Source organism: Parasphingorhabdus litoris DSM 22379 (genome assembly GCF_020906275.1).
Classification (GTDB): domain Bacteria; phylum Pseudomonadota; class Alphaproteobacteria; order Sphingomonadales; family Sphingomonadaceae; genus Parasphingorhabdus; species Parasphingorhabdus litoris.
This window is the reverse complement of record NZ_CP086727.1, coordinates 1,567,184-1,587,305: the sequence shown is the minus strand read 5'-3', so window position 1 is coordinate 1,587,305 and position 20,122 is coordinate 1,567,184. Positions and strand designations below refer to the sequence as shown.

Genomic DNA, 20,122 nt, shown 5'->3' with positions numbered 1-20,122 from the left:
ACGGAAATTTTATGACCAACCTGTCTGATATTGAATGGCGTGTCAGCAAAGACAAGATCGCTTATCCTGATGCTCTGGAACAAATGGAGAGCCGTAACGCGGCAATTCATTTGGGCGAAGCATCCGAGCTCATCTGGCTGCTGGAACATCCACCGCTATACACAGCTGGGACCAGTGCCGATTCTGCAGAGCTACTCAGTCAGGATTTTCCGGTTTATAAAACAGGTCGCGGTGGGCGCCATACCTATCACGGACCCGGCCAACGGGTGGGTTACATCATGCTCAACCTCAAGAAAAGGCAAGCAGATGTCCGGAATTTCGTCCATTCGTTAGAGGATTGGGTCATCAGAGCATTAGCCACATTTGGTGTCAACGCTAGAGCCGTTGAGGGCAGAGTCGGCATCTGGTGCGATACACCGCAAGGAGAGGAAGCAAAAATCGGCGCGATAGGAATTCGCATCCGCAAATGGGTAACCATGCATGGCTTTTCCGTAAATATCGATCCTGACCTCAGCCATTTTGACGGCATTATTCCCTGCGGTATCAGCGAATATCCTGTTACTAGTCTGAAACAGATGGGAATTGATGCATCACTGGACGATTTTGATGCAGCGTTGAAACAAACCGCATCCAAATTCTTAATGGCAATTGATAAACAAGCACGAAACGATAGTCTGGTGCTGGAAAAGGAACAGGAAAGACCATGAAAATTTTGATCAAATCCGCTTCGGTAACCGTCGCTATCCTATCCCTCGCTGCATGCTCTGATGATCCGGAGGTACCGGAAGCGGAAACCGTAACAGAAACTCGCATGGATGAAGTTGATGTTCTCGATGGAACCATCAGCGACGATATGGTGGATCTGGATGAAGAAAAAACCGGAGATGAGTCTGCAGAAGACGAAGGCTCTGAAGACGGGGATCAAGAAGAATCAGAGGACTCTGACGAATAGGTTTAAGCTAAGCCCAGTATTTTATGGGTTTGCAGCGAAAGACGCCATTTGGGATTGGCCTGAACAAAGGCAATGGCGGCAGCTAAGTTAGCATCACTAGCAGCCTGATCCCCTCGAGCATCCATAGGTTGCAACAGGTGGTTCCTGAAATCCCAATCCTGCATGGTTTTCCAGTCACTATTGCGCTGAGGCCAAACCAGTTTCAATTCATCACCGGAGCGCTGTACCGTTTCGCTTCCAGCTTTGGGGCTGATACAAATCCAATCTATAGACCGCGGAACAGCCAATGTGCCGTTGGATTCAATCGCGATTTCAAAACCAGCGTTATGCAGCGCATCGATCAAGGCATCATCAACCTGTAACATCGGCTCGCCGCCAGTAAGCACTACGAAACGACTGTCTTCGCCCCTGCCCCATTGCGCGATAACCGCTTCGGCAAAAGCTTTCGCATCTTGAAAACGCCCACCACCCTCACCGTCCATTCCGACAAAATCTGTGTCGCAAAATTGACAAACGGCGGTTGCCCGGTCTTTTTCGAGACCAGACCATAAGTTACATCCGGTAAAACGCGCAAACACCGCTCGACGCCCTGCCTGTACCCCTTCACCCTGTAAGGTCAGGAACATTTCCTTCACTGCATAGCTCATGGCGTAATCGCATAGCGGGTTGGATCCGCTATTCCGGCCTCTTCAAAACCCTTTTGACGCAGCCGACAGCTGTCACACAAACCGCAGTGTAAATTGCCTTCAGCTGGGTCATAACAGGACCAACTTAATGCTGGATCGATATCCAATCGTCGTGCTTCTTTGGCAATATCCGCCTTTGTCATATATTGCAGCGGCGTTTGAATGGTGAAACCACTGCCCTGATCCCCCGCCTTGGTGGCAAGATCAGCAAGCCTCTCAAACCCCTCAATAAATTCGGGGCGGCAATCGGGGTAACCAGAATAATCCAACGCGTTCACGCCGATAAAAATATCACGCGCGTCTCGTGCTTCGGCCAAACCAAGCGTCAGTGAGAGAAAAATCAGATTGCGGGCCGGTACGTAAGTAATCGGAATATCATCGCTGACACCTGATTTCGGAACATCGATATCATCGGTTAAAGCAGATCCACCAAATCGGCTCAGATCGAGCGGTAGAATAATATGCTCACTTACGTTTAGCTTTGCGGCGATTTGGACTGCAGATTCTAGTTCGATCTTATGCCGTTGGTTATAATCGACTGTCAGAGCGACAATCTCATAACCCTGCTCACGCGCGATTGCGGCTGACACCATGGAGTCCAATCCACCTGAGAGGAGAACAACGGCCTTTTTCTGTTCTTGAGACATGCCCGTCCCGCTAATCCTGTTCGCCGCGACAATCAAGTTTAGTCGCAAGCATTGTGAAAAGAATAAAAATAGGGCCGCTACTTCATTGAAGCGCGGCCCAGTTAGGCTCTAGTTCAAGCCAAAAGGGAGGAAATCATGCCTCGGCATGATTTTGTTACACTAACCGAGATATGGTAAATATTTCGTTAACCAAGCTCGCGTGTCGAAACATCACCCAAGATTCTTCACATTCAGCAAGAGCCAGTGCGACGGCCTTCGACGCTGAACGAAAACGGTGCATTGTTCTCGATACCCTGGGACTGGATCTGCACCAAACTGCTGGATTCACGTTTGATAGTCGTCACACCGTGATCGGAACTGCCACATTTATAGCTTACCCGAACACTATTTGGTGTATCTTGGATAACATAACGCGAGCAGTTCGTTTGACTGTGCTGAATTTGCAGTAATATTCCGGGATCACCCAGGCAGACCTTTTTGCCGGGTTTCGTGGAACCGCGTGCCTTCAAAGTCCACTGTCCCTTTTGCAAACCCTCCAGAAGTGCAAGTTCAGGCGCTTGGGCAGGAGCTGAAACAGAAAATGCCAATAATCCGGCAACTGATGTGCTGATAGCCTTTATCAGTGTGATGCCTTTCATTCCCTGATCCTTTTTGCCGATGATAAACGGAGAATCCGCTTAGTTTTTGTACCTAGTGAAAGATTATGGCCAATATCGTGCCCAATTGCGGCGATTGATTGTATGTTTCCGACAATATTCAGCAAAATTTGAACTATTGTCCAAAATTCTCAATTATTTAGACTAGCGCTCGAAATCGTGAATTTTTTGCTGCAAAAGGCACAATCAATAGAGATTGTTCCATCCTCGTCGACCATATCCTCCTTATCTTGTTTCGGAAATCGCGCTATCACGTCCCGGATATGATCTTCATTACAACGGCAACCCTTAACGAGCGGTTTACCGCTCAAAACCCTCACTTCGTCGCTCTCGCTGAACAAACGCCAGAGTAAATCTTCCAACGGCAATGTGGCGTCAATCAACTCTTCTGCCTGAACACTGCTGCTCATTACTTCAACATGCTCCCATTCAGGGTGATTCATGCGGACATGCAGCCGTTCTTTGCCATCCTCACCGTCTGGGAGATGTTGTACCAACAGACCGCCTGCTATAGTTCGATCACCATCCGTTGTCATCGCCACGCGAATTACTGTCGGTATTTGCTCAGATTGCATAAAGTAATTTTGCACCGCGTCCGATAGGCTGGAGCCTTCAAGCGGTACGATCCCTTGAGAACGTCCACGCGGTTCCGGATGATCAAAAGTTATCGCCAAATAGCCCTTACCGAACAAAGCCATCAGACTCGGGTCGAGCGCCTGATTTATAAAGCGCTCTGTGTCAAACTGAACATAGCCGCGTACGTCGCCATCTTTGTAGTCGCAAGCGAGCAAGCTCACGACTCCGTTTTCTGTCTGCGCCTGCAAAGTCAGCTGTGCATCTTCCTCCTTTAAAAGAGCCCCTAAAAGCGACGTCAAGCACACAGCCTCAACCAGCAATGACTTAATCTGTGCCGGATAATTATGGGCCGATAAGATGTTGTCCAGTAGCGGCCCCAACCGCACCGCTCTTCCCCGGCAATGCTTTGCGGGGATTGAGAAAGACAGATTTTTGTCCATCATCGTCGGAGAAACAGGGCTTTCTGGCATCAAATTTGACCAAAGGCCCAACGCAAGACAGATTTCTGCGCGTGAATACGATTTTCTGCTTCATCCCAAACCAGCGACTGAGGACCATCAATCACCGAAGGCATTACTTCTTCGCCGCGATGAGCAGGAAGACAATGCAAGAAAACAGCGTCTGATTTGGCTTGGTCCATGATCACATCATTAACTTGAAACGGCATCATCGCTTCCATCTTCGCATCGGCATGTGCCTGACCCATCGACACCCACGTGTCTGCGACAATTACGTCAGCGCCAGCGGCTGCTTCCAGCGCATCACGATATAAGGTGACATTTGCGCCTGCCGCTTTCGCCGCTGTTATAAAACTGGTGTCCGGATCATAACCTTCCGGGCAACCGATCCGCACATTGAACTTCATCAAGCCCGCCGCTTCGACAATGCTATTGAGGACATTGTTGCCATCACCCAGCCAAGCGAGTTCCAATCCAGGAAGAGCCTTGTCGTGCTCAATCAATGTCAACAGATCGGCAACAATCTGACATGGATGCGAAAGATCGGTCAGGCCATTGATTACCGGCACGCTGGCATTGGCCGCCAGTTCTTCAATCTTGGCATGATCATCGGTGCGGATCATGATGGCATCACACATGCGTGACAGCACCTTGGCGGTGTCAGCCACAGTCTCACCGCGTCCGAGTTGCATGGAGCCGCTGTCCATCACGATGCTGGTTCCGCCCAATTGCCGGATCGCGATATCGAATGACACGCGGGTTCTGGTGCTGCTTTTTTCGAAGATCATAGCCAAGACATGATCGGCAAGTGGTGCGTCTGCATCTGCTTTACCTTTCGGCCAGCTTTTGCGTGCATCCTTACGGTCAATCGCGTCATTGATCATCGCGGCGATGGAATCGCCACCGGCGTCGCTCAAATTAAGGAAATGCCGTGTCATGATTCCGGCACCTGATAATCCGCTGCACCAGCAGATAGTTTCTCGATGAATGTCGCGATATGGCTTTCATCAATATTGAGTGGGGGGAGAATTCGCAACGTGTTGTCTCCTGCTGCCACGGTAAGCAAACCATGATTATCGCGCAGATGCGCAACAAAAGAACGAGTTTCTTGGGTCATGGTAATTCCGAGCATCAGGCCATGCCCCCTTACGCCCGTGAATAGTGCTGGATAATTTCCGATAAACTGTTCGATTGACGCGCGGAGCTTTCCGCCAATGTCTCTCACATGCTCGAGAAACTCATCATTCGCGACAACGTCCCAGACCGCATTACCTGCGGCCATCGCCAGCGGGTTCCCGCCATAAGTCGAACCATGGGTGCCAGGGACCATCCCGCGAGTAGCCTCTTCCGTTGCAAGACAGGCACCGAAAGGAAAACCGCCGCCGATACCTTTGGCGCTGGCCATGATGTCGGGCCTAATATCGTAAAGCTCATGGGCGTATAGCGCCCCTGTCCTGGCAACCCCGCACTGCACTTCATCGAGAATCAACAATATGCCGTGCTTGTCCGCCAAAGCGCGAAGGCCTTTCATGAACGCTTCAGAAGCGGGGCGGATACCGCCTTCGCCCTGGATCGGTTCTACCAGGAAAGCTGCTGTCTTCGGGCCTATAGCCGCTTCGGCTCCTTCCAGATCATCAAAGTCCACATATTTGAAGCCGGCAAGAAGGGGAGAAAAACCATGATGCATCTTCTCTTGATTCGATGCAGAGATGGTCGCCATTGTCCGCCCGTGAAAAGCATTTTTGAAGGTAATGATCTCAAACCGATCACTATCTTGCGATTGGTGATATACCCGAGCAGTTTTGATTGCACATTCCACAGCCTCTGCCCCGCTATTGGTAAAGAACACTGTATCGGCAAAAGTTGTATCGACCAATCTTTGGGCCAGTTTTTCACCTTGAGGGCTGCCATAGAGATTGGACACATGCATCAGTGTCGCTGCTTGTTCCTGTATCGCTTTTGTCAGATGCGGATGACCGTGCCCCAAAAGGTTCACAGCAATACCAGTGGCAAAATCAAGTGCACGACTGCCATCTTCGGAAATCAGCCAAGCGCCCTCACCTCGGACAGGACGAAAACCACACCGGGGATAAACGGGCATAAGCGGTGTAATAGTCATGACTAGAATCCTTTTATGATAAAACAGAAAAGGCGACCCGATTGGCCGCCTCTTTCAAGCAGTGGTGCTTATATGCATGAACTCGATAACGGTCAATCATTGCAGAATGACAGGACAGCTATTCAAGCGACTTCCGTTTAATCGATTCAGGCAATCAAACAGAATGTTTTAATTGATTTAGCTGGCTGCCGATTCTGTATTATAACAGTCATCAGTTGCAGTTATGCATGACCCCACAAACCAAAAGGAGAGACTTAAATGGATATGAAAACACCCGGAGCCAAAATCGAAGGTTGCCCTATGGGCTTTGATGGCGGGGTGCGTGAGCTACTCGGTCGACAAAATCGTGACTGGTGGCCCAATCAAATACCCGTCGATATCCTGACCCAAGGTGGCACCTCCCCCGACCCGATGGGCAAAGACTTCAACTATGCCGAAGCATTCAAATCTATCGATTATGATGGTTTGAAAAAAGATCTGACCGCGCTGATGACCGATAGCCAGCCTTGGTGGCCAGCAGACTATGGTCACTATGGTCCCTTCTTCATTCGTATGGCATGGCATGCCGCTGGTACGTATCGGACCGCTGACGGTCGGGGCGGTGCAGGTGAAGGTCAGCAACGGTTCGCGCCGCTCAACTCCTGGCCTGATAACGGCAATCTGGACAAAGCGCGTCGCTTGCTCTGGCCGGTCAAACAGAAATATGGCGAGAAGATCAGCTGGGCTGACTTGTTCATCCTCGCTGGCAATGTGGCTATCGAATCCATGGGCGGCCCAGTCTTCGGATTTGGCGGCGGCCGTGCCGACACATTCGAACCTCAGCGCGATATTTACTGGGGCAACGAAGACAAGATGGTCAATGAAGGCGTGCAAACGCGCATTGATCCCGATCAGGACCTGCTTCTGGAAAATCCGCTTGCGGCGATTCAGATGGGACTCATCTATGTGAACCCAGAAGGCCCCGGCGGAAATCCCGATCCTGCGCTGTCCGCTCGCGATATGCGTGAAACTTTTGCCCGTATGGCCATGAATGACGAAGAAACCGTCGCATTGACCGCCGGCGGTCACGCGTTCGGTAAAGCGCATGGCGCTGGTGATGCAGGCCTCGTTGGTGTTGAACCAGAAGGCGGCGATATCACGGCTCAGGGCTTTGGCTGGCTCAGCACTCATGGAAGTGGCGTAGGTGGAGACGCCATCACGTCCGGTCTGGAAGGTAGCTGGTCCTCCACCCCAACCCAGTGGAATGGCAACTATTTCCGTTTGCTGCTCGACTATGAATATGAGCTGGTGAAGAGCCCGGCTGGTGCGCAGCAATGGCAGCCAATCGACCAGAAGGAAGAAGACATGGCACCCCACGCCGCTGATCCTTCCAAGAAGGTTCCAACCATGATGACCACTGCCGACATGGCGCTGAAAGTGGATCCAGAATATCGCAAGGTTTCAGAACGTTTCCGCAATGATCAGGCGGCATTGGATGATGCCTTTGCACGCGCTTGGTTCAAACTGTGCCACCGCGACATGGGTCCAAAAGTACGTTATCACGGTCCGGAAGTCCCTGCTGAAGATTTGATCTGGCAGGACCCCATTCCAGCTGGCCAGAACATCAGCGACAGCGATGTTGCGGGTTTGAAATCGGCCATATTGGACAGCGGCTTGACGGTCAGCGAATTGGTTAAAGCGGCCTGGGCTTCAGCATCCACCTATCGCGGCTCGGACCATCGTGGTGGCGCCAACGGTGCCCGCGTTCGTCTGGCTCCGCAAAAAGACTGGGCAGCGAATGATCCGGCTGAACTTGGCAAGGTTATTTCCAAACTGGAAGAGATCAAAGGCGATAGCAATGTCAGCATTGCCGATCTGATCGTTCTGGGCGGAACCGCTGCAGTTGAGAAAGCAGCGAAAGATGCTGGCTTCAAAGTCGACGTGCCATTCGCAAGCGGACGTGGCGATGCCACAGACGAGATGACAGATGCTGACAGCTTTGACCCACTTGAGCCCAAAGCAGATGCATTCCGTAACTATCTCTCCGCCAAACATAGCGTACCGACAGAAGAGTTGATGCTGGACCGTGCGTCACTGTTGAACCTCAGTGCGCCGGAAATGACCGTATTGGTCGGCGGCTTGCGGGCGCTTGGTGCCAATAGCGGCAACAGCACGCATGGTGTATTGACGGATCGCCCTGGTCAACTGACCAACGACTTTTTCGTCAACATGCTCGACATGAACACCGTTTGGGAAGCTGTGGATGGCAGCGATGAAGAAGAGTTTGTCGGCAAGGATCGGAGCAGCGGTGAACAACGCTGGACCGGGACACGCGCTGATCTTGTCTTCGGATCCAACTCCCAGTTGCGCGCGCTTGCCGAAGTGTATGCAGAAAGCGGCCATGAAGAGAAGTTCGTTCAAGACTTCGTCGCGGCCTGGACCAAGGTCATGAACGCCGATCGGTTTGATCTCGCGTAAGCAGATCTAGAATCTAAGAAAAAAAGACGGCTCGCTGGGAAACCAGCGGGCCGTTTTGCTATCAAAGCTTGGCTTTTGAAGCTTCCCAATTCTGTCCGTCAAATTTCGTGATGTTCGGTTCCAATTCATGCCCCACATTCAGGCAGTTATAATTGACGCTATAGCTTTCAGGGTGGGAACGTGGCTGATAGAAGCTCTTAACCCCGCAATGGCTGCAGAATAAGTGATCGGCCTGACCGCTGCCAAATTTATAGCTGGCCAGATCGTCCTTGCCCTTCAGCAAATTGAATCGATCATGCGGAATGAACAGGTGCAGGTAACCAGTGCGCGCGCATATCGAGCAATTGCAATCCAGCATCTCCGGCTCCGGATCCGCCAGAGCAGTGAAGCGAACCGCACCGCAATGACATCCACCCTCGACTTCGATCATGGCCGTACCTCGGTGGAGTGAATATCAATCCGGTTTTCCAACGTCCGGTGAACTGGGCATTTATCGGCAATTTCTAGCAACTTCTGGCGCTGCTCGTCCGATAAATTCCCTGTAATGGTTATGGCACGGTCAATCACATCGATCCGGTTGTCATCATTGCTACAGGTACTGCAGTCTTCGACATGTTCACGACTGTGCTCCAGTTCAATATGTACGCCTTCGAGCGGAATGCCTTTCCGGTCAGCATACATTTTCATCGTCATGGAGGTGCAGGTCCCCAAGGCAGCGAGCAGCAGGTCATAGGGGGATGGTCCGCTATCCTCTCCACCAAAGGAAACGGGCTCGTCCGCAGGAAAAACATGTTTGCCCACACGGACCGTTTGCTGAAACTTACCGCTCGCCGTTTCGACGGAAACAAGGGATGGATTGGTCGCCATTTTTTACTCCACAGTTACCGATTTCGCAAGATTGCGAGGTTGATCAACATCTGTACCCTTTGCCACTGCCACGTGATAGGCAAGTAACTGCACGGGTACGGCATAAACCAGCGGGGCGATAAGCGGATGAACCTTCGGCATTTCAATGGTCGCCATACACCCCTCGCCCGCTTCAGCCAAACCGGCTGCATCGGAAATCAGCACCACCTTGCCGCCACGCGCCATCACTTCCTGCATATTGCTGACCGTTTTTTCAAAAAGTGGCCCGGATGGCGCCAGCACGATGACCGGCACGGCTTCATCAATCAGCGCAATGGGGCCATGTTTCATTTCACCTGATGCATAGCCTTCGGCATGGATATAGCTTATTTCCTTGAGCTTCAGCGCCCCCTCCAAGGCCAGCGGATAATCCGGGCCGCGCCCCAGATAGAGCACGTCTCGTGCCGGCGCGATAAGATGGGCCATATCGGATATGTCTTCATCATGGGCCAGCGCTGCGTTCAGTGCAGCTGGTGCTTCGGTCAGATGCTCGACGACTTCATGCTCTTCGTCACGGGACATTTTGCCCTTCACCACAGCGAGATGCGCAGCAAGCGCAGCCAGCACGGCCAATTGGCAGGAAAACGCCTTGGTCGACGCCACACCGATTTCCGGGCCAGCATGGGTTGGCAGCAGCAGATCTGCCTCGCGTGCCATGGAACTGGTCGGAACATTGACCACCACTGCGATCTTCTGGCCCTGCTCCTTGCTATGGCGCAAAGCGGCAAGCGTATCCGCCGTCTCACCCGACTGCGAGATAAACAGCGCTAGACCACCCGGCTCGAGCACAGGATCGCGGTAACGAAATTCTGATGCCACATCCAGATCCACCGGCACCCGCGCAAAGGTTTCGAACCAATATTTAGCCACCATCCCGGCATAATAGCTGGTGCCGCAAGCGACGATGGTGATCCGCTTGATATCCTTGAGATCAAAATCCATCTGCGGCAGTGCGACTTGCTGCTCGAGTGGCCGGATGTAGCTTTGCAGGGTCTGCGCCACCACCGTCGGCTGCTCGAAAATCTCTTTCTGCATATAGTGGCGATATTGCCCCTTCTCGATGGTTGCCGCCGACACACCAGAGGTTGTCACTTCGCGTTCAACCGGATTGTTGGCGCTGTCGAAAATCTGCGCGCCGTCGCGGTCAATCACAACCCAGTCGCCTTCTTCCAGATAAGCGATTTTCTGCGTCAGCGGGGCCAAAGCCAGCGCATCTGACCCGAGATAGGTTTCACCTTCGCCATAACCGACCACCAAAGGCGATCCGAGCCGCGCGCCGATCAGCAGATCAGGATTGGACTTGAATGCAATGGCCAGCGCAAAGGCACCGCGCAGCTGCGGCAATACCGTCTGCACCGCCTCCTGCGGAGATTTGCCGGCCTCGACCTGCTCACTGACGAGATGCGCCACGACTTCAGTATCAGTTTCGCTTTCAAAGCTGCGACCCCGCGCCGACAATTCTTCGCGCAGCGGCTTGAAATTCTCGATAATGCCATTGTGAACCAGCGCCACCTCGCTGGTCGCATGCGGATGGGCATTGCTCGTCGTCGGTGCACCATGGGTGGCCCAGCGGGTATGGGCAATGCCGATCATTCCCGGCGCATCTTCCTCTTTCAGTACCTCGACGAGATTGACGAGCTTGCCCTCGGCGCGGCGGCGGATCAGCTGGCCATCATGAACCGTGCAGACGCCGGCACTATCATAGCCGCGATATTCCATCCGCTTGAGACCATCGACGAGGCGATCAGAGACCGCATCCTTGCCAACAATTCCGATAATTCCGCACATAGTCTGAGGCTTTCTTCTTAGAGAGTATAGGGAACGCGAATGCCTGGCATTTCCGCCGGAAAGTCACGTGTGTTTCGGGTGATCAAGATGCGCCCGGTGAGCTGGGCAGAGGCTAGAATGACGGCATCCATCGCTTTCAGCCGTCGCCGGTCACTGCGTAGCAGAGCCGCGCGCCGACCAATTTCTTCATTCACCTCAATGATGTTGAAAAAGGAGAGAAAAGCCTCCGCCCGATCACCGTCGTCCGGCAGCGCCTTGGTCAGCACTTCAACCCAGGTCAGGCGGCTGATATAGCGACGGTCATAACGCTGCAGCTCGACATTCGCGCGGCCGACATCGTTAAGCGCATCAAACAGGATATTGCTGTCGAATACCGCTTCGTTCACGAGGCGTCTTTCTTACGATAGCGCTCTGCCTCACGGTCATCATCGGCGTCAAACAAGTCGGGAAATTCCTTGCGCACATCCCAATAGTCGGGATCCCAGGGTCGGGTCCAGGATGCTCGCTCGCGCCGCTGCCATGCCACCGGATCACCCACTTCCCGGCGATCGCGCCACATGCCGAAATATTTTTCAATCCCCTGCTTAGACGCATCCGCCCGAAAGGCCGCCACTGCATCACGCAGCAACTGCGCCCGCGACGTCCCCTGCGCCGCCGCCTGTGCGTCGAGCCATTGGACATCTTCTTCGGATAGATCGGCAAGTATGCGAGTCATGATATATTGATATCATATCATGATATCATGTCAAGTCGAACCCTGATTTACTAAACGAGAAAATTCCGCCACTGATTATCGCTTCGATAGATGGACAACTGACTTTCAGTCACCAATATCTCCGAAAACTCTGACTCTTCAAGGTCATCACCGCAGACGATCCAACCCTGCTTCATCTTACGTATTTCAAGTAGTCGGGATTTAGATGAATCTGACAAGGTGATAGACCCAAGTGCATTCTCGGCTCCCAAATCCAATCTCCCATCGCACCCGGATTCAATCCAATCTAACACAACCAACGTTGCACCACGTGTTGGGAGACAGCTTATCATTATGAACTGATTTGCTATTTCGCGTAGCAACTCTGCAAGCTCGATGGTCCACGGCATGTTGTTCCAGCGCTGGATTCCAGAGAAATTGTTCTCACCCATCGGGGAATCCTTCAACCATTGGTTGGCAGATCCAACGGTGAGATTGGCGTTGGCCATCAAATTGTAATCGATGTTGCAGGGGTCTAAACCAATCGACATATAATGCTGATAAAGTTTGATTGCGTCGTTTCGCAGACGGAAGCCAACCGCCGTAAATATTGCGTCCGTCGTTTTATTCACTTCCCAGCCTTCTTCTTAGCGCTCACCGCGTTAAACTGGTCTGCCCAGCCTTTTTTCGCCGTTTGCTCCGCCCGCACCAGCGCCAGATCGCCGGCATCCACATCCTTGGTTAGCGCTGCGCCAGCGCCCACTATTGCGCCATCGCCAATGGTCACGGGCGCGACCAGCGCGCTATTTGATCCAATGAAGGCGCCTTTACCGATCTTGGTTTTGTATTTGAAATAACCATCATAATTGCAGGTGATCGTGCCCGCGCCGATATTGGCGCCCTCGCCCACTTCAGCGTCGCCCAGATAGGCCAGATGATTGGCTTTGGCGCCTTTGCCCAGCACCGCCTTTTTCATCTCTACAAAATTGCCAATTTTTGAGCCTTCCTCGAGTACCGCGCCCGGTCGCAGTCTTGCGAACGGACCAACATTGGTATTCGCACCAATGGACGCGCCTTCAATGTGGCTATGGCCATAGATTCGCGCACCGCTGGCTACCGTGACGCCGGGTCCAAAAAAGACATTTGGTTCTACAATAACGTCTGAGGAGATGTCTGTATCATGCGAAAACCAGACGGTTTCTGGTGCAATCAGGCTGACACCGCCTGCCATCGCCTGCGCCCGCCGACGCTGCTGCCACTCCCCCTCGACTGCCGCCAGCTCCGCACGGCTGTTGACGCCCGCAACCTCGGCGGGATCATCCACTTCAATCACAGCACTGGCCTGCCCCGACAGCATCACGATATCCGGCAGATAATATTCGCCCGCGGCATTATCATTGCCGATCTGGTCGAGCAGGATGAACAGGTCGGTGGCCCGCGCCGCCATCAACCCGCTGTTGCACAGGTTGACTGCGCGCTCGGCTTCGTCGGCATCCTTATATTCGACCATTTTTTCGATCTCGCCCTGATCGCTGGCAATGATCCGGCCATAAGCGCCTGCATCATCGGGACGAAAACCGAGCACGACCGCGCGCGGATCCGTGCCGTCATTCAGCCGCGCAGTCATAGCCTGCATGGTCTCAGCACTGACCATCGGCACATCGCCGTAAAGGATCAGCACATCACCGGCAAAGCCCTTAAGCGCATCATGGGCCTGCGCCACCGCATGGCCGGTACCCAACTGATCTTCCTGCACGGCTATCGCGACATTGCGATCTTCAACACTCGCCTCGATCTGCTCGCGCCGCGCACCGACAACCACAACCGTGCGTTCCACACCGATAGAATCAACTGTATCGAGCAGATGATGGAGCATTGGCTTACCGGCAATCGGATGCAGGACCTTGTGTGTCTCCGATTTCATCCGCGTACCTTGTCCGGCGGCTAATATAATGGCTGCTAAAGGACGGTCACTCATACCAAAAACTCCGAATATCCTGTTCTAACGCTGAATTTTCGCCCCATGCCATGATGCGGTTGCTTATGCCAGCAAGATCGGTTCTATGCAGGGACTATGACAGAAATTTCTTTCGATATCATTGGCTTTGATCTGGATGGCACCTTGCTGGACACCAGCATGGAACTCGCCGCTTCCCTCAATCATGCGCTCGACAGTGCGAACCGACCGCAAGTGGACCAACAATCCATTCGCTCGCTTGTTGGCATGGGCGCGCGGCATATGCTGGAAATGGCGCTGGAGCAATCGGGTGGGAGCGACACGGAATTGGTCAAAAGCCTGATGCCGGTACTGATCGATCACTATGAAGCCAATCTGGGGCGGAATGCGCCTGCCTTTGCCGGACTGATCGATGCGATGGATGCATTGCAGGACAGGGATATAAAACTGGCGGTAGTGACGAACAAATTCGAAAGTCTGGCGGTGAAACTGTTGACCAACGTCGGCATGATAGATCGATTCATCACGGTCATTGGCGGCGATACCATGGGCAAAGGGCGCAGCAAGCCCAAGCGGGACCCGATTGATGAGATGATCCGGCGCTGTGGCGGGACGGTGGACCGAACGCCCGCAGCTTTTATCGGCGACAGTATCTTCGACATTAAAGCGGCCCAAAATGCAGGTATCGCCAATGTCGCAGTCAGTTTTGGTTTTTTGCATCAACCGGTCGAAGAACTCGGCGCCGACGCAATTATCGATCATTATGACGAGCTTGTTCCAACCTTAGCTACTTTACGGTAATAACCGTTATCCCTTGCGCCACTTGATCCATAAATGACGGGCCAGCATGAGCGGCGGCATGCGCAGCCAATGAGAACGGATGTAGAAAGCTTGCCGTGTAAACTTTCGGGTTTCCCGCCCCCAGCCATCTCTCGCCAGCAAACGACGGATATAGAGATAGTCGGTGAATTTCGTCTGCCCTGCGCGATATTTATAAACCGGCGTGCCATATAACCGAGCGGCCAATCGCAGACCACGTGACAGATGTGGTTCCAATTGATGTAATCTGGCGCGCGCGCCCAATATGGTCCAGAACTCTTCATCCGCCTCGGCAAATTGCCGGACCAGCCGATCAATGTCCCACAAATTGCGCAATCCGCCTGCCAGATCACCATCCGCAAAAAGATGGGCTACCGAATGCAGCAGCATATCGGCAGGCGCCATCACATAAAGCCCTGAATCCAGCTTCACCGCTGCATCCAGCATTGCCTGCGCATCGGGCGTTGGCCCAGCGGTCAGCGGCAATGTCGTATGATGCACATCGATCATCCGGTCGCGTTCGCGGTGGATCAGCGGAGGCAGCTCGTGCATATGATCCCGATAATATTGATCATCATAAGGGTCTGGCTTTACCCATTCCCAACCTGTTTCCAATAAAGCTCCCTCGACGGCGGAGAGCTGATCCCGCGCGACCATGATATCGAGATCGCCAATACTCCGTCCCACACCGGCATTGCAATTGGCCGCAACATAGGCTGTGCCCTTCATCAGGACCGTTTTGCAATTTAGTGGCTTAAGAGCGCGCCGCGCGCAATCCGCCTCCCAAAGCGCCTGCAATCTTGCTAAATCAGTGGTTTGAATCGCATCCTTCAGAACGAGTTTAACTTGCTCCGGCACCGCAATGTCCGTCAGACGATGGGCCAGACTACCCATCAGCGACTCCGCACGGGCAATGCTTATGAGTTGCGTCCACCCTGCCCCGTCGAGTGAGAGGACCGTCTCTGGCTCCCGCAAAGCATCGACCAAGGGTTGCGCATTGCCCATCATGGCAACTGGCTCCAAAGGCTATCAATAAGTTCTTCTGCCTGATCGCCCGATTGATAATCCATCGCTTTGGTCGGAACTTCATCGACAAACCGCGTCAGCGCCCGAAATCCTGTTTCTCCAAGCGCTACATAGTTGGTTGATGCCTGGGTCAGCCGCACAAAAATCTCGGACTTGCCCATATCACGCAGAGCAGGATCATGACCAAAGCGAGGAAATAACAGCAAAGCCGGCTTGGCACTTTCCGCCATCCTGTTCACCGCATCCCGGGGCGGAACGATATGGCGAATATCGCCCTTGGGCGTATCCTGCATCAACGGGCCGAAGCGATTTTCCGGTACAATTGCCTGCATCACAGCAATCGCCTGATTTTTTAGGCTGATCAGGCGCGGGAGGCTATGCACCATGCCGGTGTCCGGATTGAGCAAAGCAAATTCATCCCCCATGAATCGCCAACCTCTTTCCGCCAAGATAGCCGAAAGCGTAGACTTTCCGGAACCGGACAGGCCGGTCATCAACAATGCCTTGCCGTCCTTTTCTACACTGCTGGCATGCAGCAAGAGATGCCGGCGCCAGCCCAGTGCCATTTGCAAATTCATGCCCATTTCCGCAGCCAGCAGGCTTTGCTCAATTGGCAGCGGCGCAGCATCCGGGAGCCAATAATCACCGGAGATATGAACCGATGGTCGGATATAACGCCGCCAGGGCTTTTCTGGCTCCAACCGGACCGTGAAGTCAGCGTAGCCATCCTGTGATGTTGGATAGCCCTTATACAAGGCTGCCAGCTGATCGAGAGGCCGCCGCCAGGCTGAAACCAGGCGGTATCGTGTTGGACCAACGGTCAGACAGAGCTGATGCATGCGCGCCACGGTGTCTAAACCTGTTCCACAAGACCAAGTGAGCGCAATTCTACAAGTCTCGCCAGAACAATATCAGCTGCATCACCGCTGCCTTCCAGTTCGTAGCTGGCAGACAGGCGGATCGCGATATCGTCGGCGCTTAGGGCGTCATCACCCATAACGTTCAATATTGCGGGAACAGGATCAGCCACCATATGCGTGATCCCCGATGATTTTTGAAAAATCAGCATCATACTATCCAAGGGAAGCTGGATCAGACCATCAGGGGCTGTGACGCGATAAAGCTGACTCATGGGCGGCTACACTATTCCTGATCATGACAAGTCGTTCAAAACAAGCCCATCTGATAGCATGAATATGTTAATAAGCCTTGGCTTCGAAGTCAGAAAACGGCGGAAACGCTATCGCGGCATTTGCAGAGATGCGTAACAGGTAAAGCCGCTTTGCCCTGACTGGAGCCGCCGGATATAGTTCACATAGGCTTTGGACTGATCATAGGATGTGCCGGGCAATGATCGCCCATTCATTGCACGCTTTACTTCTTCACCGGTAAAATTGCGGCCAGCGGGCGGAAAAGCACCGGGCGTATCAGGAGGAACGATTTTTCCGTCAGGACCAATAAATCCGCCGGCAGCATGGTTTCCTGGCACCGGAATTTCACAATTCAGAACTGATCCCGCGGTTTGCGCCAGGGCGGGTTTGATACTGACAACTGCTGAAGCCGTCACGGCACCCATCATCAACGCACGACGGCGCGTTACAATCGCCGCCTTTTCAGGGCCACGCTTGGTCTCCGGAATTCCGGCTTCTTGATTTGATTTGTCAGTCATCGCATCAAACTTTCTTTAGATGCTCCTAATAAGGAGGAAAAAATTAAATGCGAGTAAAGGCAATTCGTCGTCCTTAAACGGGACAAACCGGCCAAAATGCTTAACAGCTGACACCAACTCAAAAATCGCTGACCATTAATCTAACATAGTCATTGCTGTTTCTGCGCAAACCCGCCTAAACATGGGTTACCGAAATTCACGACAACGGCAAATATGAACACAGTTTCTCCCTTTCGGTTGATTTTTGCGATTCTTCTGATCATCGGAGGATCTGTTTTGGCAGCCCAAACGTCCGCTGCATTGATGAAAATTATTATAATGACCGCCTTTGGTGTTGTGGCCCTAGCCATTATTGCTCTGGAAGATCATGGTCCACCACCGCCTGATTTCAGCGCACTGGATCGTCAAAAGAAACGTATATTATATCAGGGTAGAGCCGAGGCTTATCAGGATGTGATTGACCCGATTACCGACCCGATTCTGCTCGTCCGCAATGCCAAGGTCGCAGCAGCCAATCCGGCCGCGAAGAACTTTCTCGGCAATCATATTATCGGAGAGGATGTGCGAGTCGCCATTCGTCATCCCTCCGCCGCCGATCGGCTTGCAAATCCCAATGCCGAGCATACTGGAGAGCCCATTTTACTGGTCGGAGTCGGTAGTGCAGATCAACGCTGGGAGCTCCGCATCCATGCGCTCAACGATGGACTGAAACTTGTTCAACTGTCAGATCAGAGCAGCCGCTATGCCGCTGAACGTATGCGGACAGACTTTGTTGCCAACGCGAGCCACGAGCTGCGGACTCCGCTTGCCGCGATAAAGGGCTTCATCGAGACGCTGGAGAACCCGGAAGCCGGCAAAGATGAAGACACACGTGCTCGTTTCTTGACCATCATGTATCAAGAAGCTGACCGGATGCAGCGTTTGGTCGAAGACCTGATGTCGCTATCCCGCATTGAAGCGGAAAAGTATCAACTTCCTTCGGAACCGATAAACTTGGCCGATCTGGTGGCCGAAGTGAAAACGGTTTTTCTGAATGGTCGAAGCAAAAAGGACGATAATTTTGTCGTTTCGATTCCCGACAAACTCCCCACTGTACAAGGGGATTACGCACAACTTTCACAATTGCTCCACAATCTTGTTAGCAACGCATATAAATACGGCAAGAAAGGCTCTCCTGTAACTGTAGCAGTTAAGCCCAATCGTAACGGATCCATGCTCCGTCTATCGGTTACAGATCAGGGTGAAGGAATAGCCCCAGAACATATTCCAAGGCTGACAGAAAGATTTTATCGTGTCGACAAAGGCCGCAGTAAATCCATTGGCGGAACGGGGCTTGGGCTTGCCATTGTGAAACATATAACCGAGCGACACGGCGGCCGGATGGAAGTCACGAGCGAACAGGGTGTCGGTACAACAGTTGCCGTATTTCTGCCAGTTATCAAAACTCAAAGCGAAAATACCAGCGCACCCGCTGTAATATAAGTGTCACAAATATGTAATCATTAGGACACCGCCGACTTTTAAACGCGGTGCAACCGGTCGGCAATCATGATCGATTCTTGGCCAATTGTTCAACACTCCACAGAAAACGGGGACAGCAAAATGTTTAAGAAAATCGCTCTTTTGGCGGTATCATCACTCGCCTTGGCAGCATGTCAGGACCAAGCATCGGGCGGACAAGGCGGAACAAGAAGCGAAGTTCGTATCGTCGGATCCTCAACCGTATTCCCTTTTGCCAAAGCAGTCGCGGAACAATTTAGCGCCGGCGGTGCAAACACCTCTCCAATTCTCGAATCGACCGGTACTGGCGGCGGAATGAAATTGTTCTGCGCTGGGGTTGGCGCTAACACTCCGGATATTGCTAATGCATCCCGGCGTATGAAGGCCACCGAGTTTGAAATGTGCAAAGAAAATGGCGTCACCGACGTTGTTGAAATCCAGGTCGGCATTGACGGAATTGCAATTGCGCAAGCAAATGAAGGCCCTTCTATCAAACTTACACCAACTCAGATTTACGAGGCGATTGCAGAACGGCCCTATGGCAAAAAGAACGAGGCAAAAAACTGGTCAGATATCGACCCTTCGCTGCCTGAACTCGCGATTAGTGTGTACGGCCCTCCATCAACGTCAGGTACGCGCGATGCTCTTACCGAGTTGATCATGGAAGTTGGTTGCAAAACCGACGCAGCCACAAAGGCTCTGAAAGAAACAAATGAAGATGAATATGATGCCATTTGTCACGATGTTCGTGCCGATGGGGCCTATATTGATGCCGGCGAGAACGACAACCTGATTGTTCAAAAACTGAAGGCTAATCCCAATAGTCTCGGAATTTTTGGCTACAGCTTCTTGGAAGAAAACTCAGACTCGGTTCGCGGCGTAGCAGTATCGGATGTTGAGCCTGCTTATGATGCGATAGCTTCAGGCGAATATCCTGGCGCACGCCCCCTGTACATCTATGCTAAGAAACAACATGTGGGTGTTATTCCCGGTCTCCAGGAATATTTGACAGAGTTCATTAGTGCAGGCGGATCTGACGGTTATCTTGTTAAGGCTGGCCTAATCGCATCACCAGATGATGTTCGTACACAAATGGCTGATACAGTAAAAAATCTGCCTGTCTTGACTGGTACTGAACTGAAATAAATTGCTGGCGGAATGCGGGTCATTTTTTTAATGGAGTCCGCATTCCGCTATACATATTCCTAACCA

General features: G+C 52.5%; 23 protein-coding genes. 6 read left to right on the top strand and 17 right to left on the bottom strand.

What is annotated here, in order from left to right; genetic code table 11:
* The first annotated feature begins 11 nt into the window (after positions 1–11).
* Together lipB and BS29_RS07675 are read left to right on the top strand one after the other, a co-directional pair.
* A complete protein-coding gene (lipB, locus tag BS29_RS07680) occupies positions 12–707 on the top strand; it encodes a lipoyl(octanoyl) transferase LipB (protein ID WP_229956603.1) in 696 nt (231 codons plus the stop codon).
* Positions 704–952, top strand: a complete 249-nt coding sequence (locus tag BS29_RS07675) for a hypothetical protein (RefSeq protein ID WP_229956602.1) — start codon at positions 704–706, stop codon at positions 950–952. Before lipB ends, BS29_RS07675 begins: the two co-directional genes overlap by 4 nt.
* A gap of 2 nt (positions 953–954) precedes the next feature.
* Here the strand turns inward: BS29_RS07675 and queE are convergent, their stop codons facing one another.
* From queE to BS29_RS07645, 6 genes are all read right to left on the bottom strand, one after another.
* Positions 955–1,599 (bottom strand): 7-carboxy-7-deazaguanine synthase, encoded by a 645-nt coding sequence (queE, locus tag BS29_RS07670; RefSeq protein ID WP_229956601.1) that lies wholly within the window; start codon positions 1,597–1,599, stop codon positions 955–957.
* Positions 1,596–2,285, bottom strand: a complete 690-nt coding sequence (queC, locus tag BS29_RS07665; RefSeq protein WP_229956600.1) for a 7-cyano-7-deazaguanine synthase QueC — start codon at positions 2,283–2,285, stop codon at positions 1,596–1,598. The genes queE and queC overlap by 4 nt, the downstream gene beginning before the upstream one ends.
* 230 nt (positions 2,286–2,515) lie before the next feature.
* On the bottom strand, positions 2,516–2,923 hold the full coding sequence (locus tag BS29_RS07660; RefSeq protein WP_229956599.1) for a hypothetical protein: 408 nt from the start codon (positions 2,921–2,923) through the stop codon (positions 2,516–2,518).
* Positions 2,924–3,072: 149 nt separating this feature from the next.
* Entirely contained in the window at positions 3,073–3,957 is an 885-nt protein-coding gene (hslO, locus tag BS29_RS07655) for an Hsp33 family molecular chaperone HslO (RefSeq protein WP_326838505.1), read from the bottom strand.
* A gap of 29 nt (positions 3,958–3,986) precedes the next feature.
* A complete protein-coding gene (gene argF / locus BS29_RS07650; protein WP_229956597.1) occupies positions 3,987–4,913 on the bottom strand; it encodes an ornithine carbamoyltransferase in 927 nt (308 codons plus the stop codon).
* Positions 4,910–6,094 carry an aspartate aminotransferase family protein gene (locus BS29_RS07645; RefSeq protein WP_229956596.1) on the bottom strand — a complete coding sequence of 395 codons (1,185 nt, stop codon included), beginning with the start codon at positions 6,092–6,094 and terminating at the stop codon, positions 4,910–4,912. Before BS29_RS07645 ends, argF begins: the two co-directional genes overlap by 4 nt.
* A 258-nt stretch (positions 6,095–6,352) precedes the next feature.
* Between BS29_RS07645 and katG the strand changes: the two genes are divergently transcribed.
* Entirely contained in the window at positions 6,353–8,551 is a 2,199-nt protein-coding gene (gene katG / locus BS29_RS07640) for a catalase/peroxidase HPI (RefSeq protein WP_229956595.1), read from the top strand.
* A 61-nt stretch (positions 8,552–8,612) separates the two neighbouring features.
* Here the strand turns inward: katG and BS29_RS07635 are convergent, their stop codons facing one another.
* From BS29_RS07635 to glmU, 7 genes are read right to left on the bottom strand one after another with little or no spacing between them, the layout of a single operon-like run.
* On the bottom strand, positions 8,613–8,981 hold the full coding sequence (locus BS29_RS07635; protein WP_229956594.1) for a GFA family protein: 369 nt from the start codon (positions 8,979–8,981) through the stop codon (positions 8,613–8,615).
* On the bottom strand, positions 8,978–9,418 hold the full coding sequence (locus BS29_RS07630; protein ID WP_229956593.1) for an OsmC family protein: 441 nt from the start codon (positions 9,416–9,418) through the stop codon (positions 8,978–8,980). The genes BS29_RS07635 and BS29_RS07630 overlap by 4 nt, the downstream gene beginning before the upstream one ends.
* 3 nt (positions 9,419–9,421) lie before the next feature.
* A complete protein-coding gene (glmS, locus tag BS29_RS07625; RefSeq protein WP_229956592.1) occupies positions 9,422–11,245 on the bottom strand; it encodes a glutamine--fructose-6-phosphate transaminase (isomerizing) in 1,824 nt (607 codons plus the stop codon).
* 17 nt (positions 11,246–11,262) lie between these two features.
* Entirely contained in the window at positions 11,263–11,631 is a 369-nt protein-coding gene (locus BS29_RS07620; RefSeq protein WP_229956591.1) for a type II toxin-antitoxin system VapC family toxin, read from the bottom strand.
* Positions 11,628–11,960, bottom strand: a complete 333-nt coding sequence (locus tag BS29_RS07615) for a CopG family transcriptional regulator (protein ID WP_229956590.1) — start codon at positions 11,958–11,960, stop codon at positions 11,628–11,630. The genes BS29_RS07620 and BS29_RS07615 overlap by 4 nt, the downstream gene beginning before the upstream one ends.
* A gap of 50 nt (positions 11,961–12,010) precedes the next feature.
* Complete coding sequence (locus BS29_RS07610) at positions 12,011–12,571, bottom strand: hypothetical protein (RefSeq protein ID WP_229956589.1); 561 nt, start codon at positions 12,569–12,571, stop codon at positions 12,011–12,013.
* A complete protein-coding gene (glmU, locus tag BS29_RS07605; RefSeq protein WP_229956588.1) occupies positions 12,568–13,917 on the bottom strand; it encodes a bifunctional UDP-N-acetylglucosamine diphosphorylase/glucosamine-1-phosphate N-acetyltransferase GlmU in 1,350 nt (449 codons plus the stop codon). Before glmU ends, BS29_RS07610 begins: the two co-directional genes overlap by 4 nt.
* A 96-nt stretch (positions 13,918–14,013) precedes the next feature.
* Between glmU and BS29_RS07600 the strand changes: the two genes are divergently transcribed.
* Positions 14,014–14,697: an HAD hydrolase-like protein gene (locus tag BS29_RS07600; protein ID WP_229956587.1), complete on the top strand. Its 684-nt coding sequence runs from the start codon at positions 14,014–14,016 to the stop codon at positions 14,695–14,697.
* Positions 14,698–14,703: 6 nt separating this feature from the next.
* Here the strand turns inward: BS29_RS07600 and BS29_RS07595 are convergent, their stop codons facing one another.
* The 4 genes from BS29_RS07595 to BS29_RS07580 all read right to left on the bottom strand — a co-directional run bounded on the left by BS29_RS07595 (position 14,704) and on the right by BS29_RS07580 (position 17,410).
* Positions 14,704–15,720 (bottom strand): nucleotidyltransferase domain-containing protein, encoded by a 1,017-nt coding sequence (locus BS29_RS07595; RefSeq protein WP_229956825.1) that lies wholly within the window; start codon positions 15,718–15,720, stop codon positions 14,704–14,706.
* Complete coding sequence (locus tag BS29_RS07590) at positions 15,720–16,580, bottom strand: HprK-related kinase A (protein ID WP_229956586.1); 861 nt, start codon at positions 16,578–16,580, stop codon at positions 15,720–15,722. The genes BS29_RS07595 and BS29_RS07590 overlap by 1 nt, the downstream gene beginning before the upstream one ends.
* A 14-nt stretch (positions 16,581–16,594) precedes the next feature.
* Positions 16,595–16,873, bottom strand: coding sequence for an HPr-rel-A system PqqD family peptide chaperone (locus BS29_RS07585; RefSeq protein ID WP_229956585.1), 279 nt, complete (start codon positions 16,871–16,873; stop codon positions 16,595–16,597).
* A 108-nt stretch (positions 16,874–16,981) separates the two neighbouring features.
* On the bottom strand, positions 16,982–17,410 hold the full coding sequence (locus BS29_RS07580) for a hypothetical protein (protein ID WP_407673766.1): 429 nt from the start codon (positions 17,408–17,410) through the stop codon (positions 16,982–16,984).
* Between the two features lie 213 nt (positions 17,411–17,623).
* On the opposite strand from BS29_RS07580, the gene BS29_RS07575 reads away from it, so the two are divergent.
* Positions 17,624–18,892 (top strand): sensor histidine kinase, encoded by a 1,269-nt coding sequence (locus BS29_RS07575; protein ID WP_229956584.1) that lies wholly within the window; start codon positions 17,624–17,626, stop codon positions 18,890–18,892.
* A gap of 66 nt (positions 18,893–18,958) precedes the next feature.
* Positions 18,959–20,056: a substrate-binding domain-containing protein gene (locus tag BS29_RS07570; RefSeq protein WP_407673765.1), complete on the top strand. Its 1,098-nt coding sequence runs from the start codon at positions 18,959–18,961 to the stop codon at positions 20,054–20,056.
* Positions 20,057–20,122 lie beyond the last annotated feature (66 nt).

Bases quoted from the DNA above. Each gene is read 5' to 3' on its own strand.
- lipB (WP_229956603.1), top strand. From the start codon at position 12: ATGACCAACCTGTCTGATATTGAATGGCGTGTCAGCAAAGACAAGATC.
- BS29_RS07675 (WP_229956602.1), top strand. From the start codon at position 704: ATGAAAATTTTGATCAAATCCGCTTCGGTAACCGTCGCTATCCTATCC.
- queE (WP_229956601.1), bottom strand. From the start codon at position 1,599: ATGAGCTATGCAGTGAAGGAAATGTTCCTGACCTTACAGGGTGAAGGG.
- queC (WP_229956600.1), bottom strand. From the start codon at position 2,285: ATGTCTCAAGAACAGAAAAAGGCCGTTGTTCTCCTCTCAGGTGGATTG.
- BS29_RS07660 (WP_229956599.1), bottom strand. From the start codon at position 2,923: ATGAAAGGCATCACACTGATAAAGGCTATCAGCACATCAGTTGCCGGA.
- hslO (WP_326838505.1), bottom strand. From the start codon at position 3,957: ATGGACAAAAATCTGTCTTTCTCAATCCCCGCAAAGCATTGCCGGGGA.
- argF (WP_229956597.1), bottom strand. From the start codon at position 4,913: ATGACACGGCATTTCCTTAATTTGAGCGACGCCGGTGGCGATTCCATC.
- BS29_RS07645 (WP_229956596.1), bottom strand. From the start codon at position 6,094: ATGACTATTACACCGCTTATGCCCGTTTATCCCCGGTGTGGTTTTCGT.
- katG (WP_229956595.1), top strand. From the start codon at position 6,353: ATGGATATGAAAACACCCGGAGCCAAAATCGAAGGTTGCCCTATGGGC.
- BS29_RS07635 (WP_229956594.1), bottom strand. From the start codon at position 8,981: ATGATCGAAGTCGAGGGTGGATGTCATTGCGGTGCGGTTCGCTTCACT.
- BS29_RS07630 (WP_229956593.1), bottom strand. From the start codon at position 9,418: ATGGCGACCAATCCATCCCTTGTTTCCGTCGAAACGGCGAGCGGTAAG.
- glmS (WP_229956592.1), bottom strand. From the start codon at position 11,245: ATGTGCGGAATTATCGGAATTGTTGGCAAGGATGCGGTCTCTGATCGC.
- BS29_RS07615 (WP_229956590.1), bottom strand. From the start codon at position 11,960: ATGACTCGCATACTTGCCGATCTATCCGAAGAAGATGTCCAATGGCTC.
- glmU (WP_229956588.1), bottom strand. From the start codon at position 13,917: ATGAGTGACCGTCCTTTAGCAGCCATTATATTAGCCGCCGGACAAGGT.
- BS29_RS07600 (WP_229956587.1), top strand. From the start codon at position 14,014: ATGACAGAAATTTCTTTCGATATCATTGGCTTTGATCTGGATGGCACC.
- BS29_RS07595 (WP_229956825.1), bottom strand. From the start codon at position 15,720: ATGGGCAATGCGCAACCCTTGGTCGATGCTTTGCGGGAGCCAGAGACG.
- BS29_RS07590 (WP_229956586.1), bottom strand. From the start codon at position 16,580: ATGCATCAGCTCTGTCTGACCGTTGGTCCAACACGATACCGCCTGGTT.
- BS29_RS07585 (WP_229956585.1), bottom strand. From the start codon at position 16,873: ATGAGTCAGCTTTATCGCGTCACAGCCCCTGATGGTCTGATCCAGCTT.
- BS29_RS07580 (WP_407673766.1), bottom strand. From the start codon at position 17,410: ATGACTGACAAATCAAATCAAGAAGCCGGAATTCCGGAGACCAAGCGT.
- BS29_RS07575 (WP_229956584.1), top strand. From the start codon at position 17,624: ATGAACACAGTTTCTCCCTTTCGGTTGATTTTTGCGATTCTTCTGATC.
- BS29_RS07570 (WP_407673765.1), top strand. From the start codon at position 18,959: ATGATCGATTCTTGGCCAATTGTTCAACACTCCACAGAAAACGGGGAC.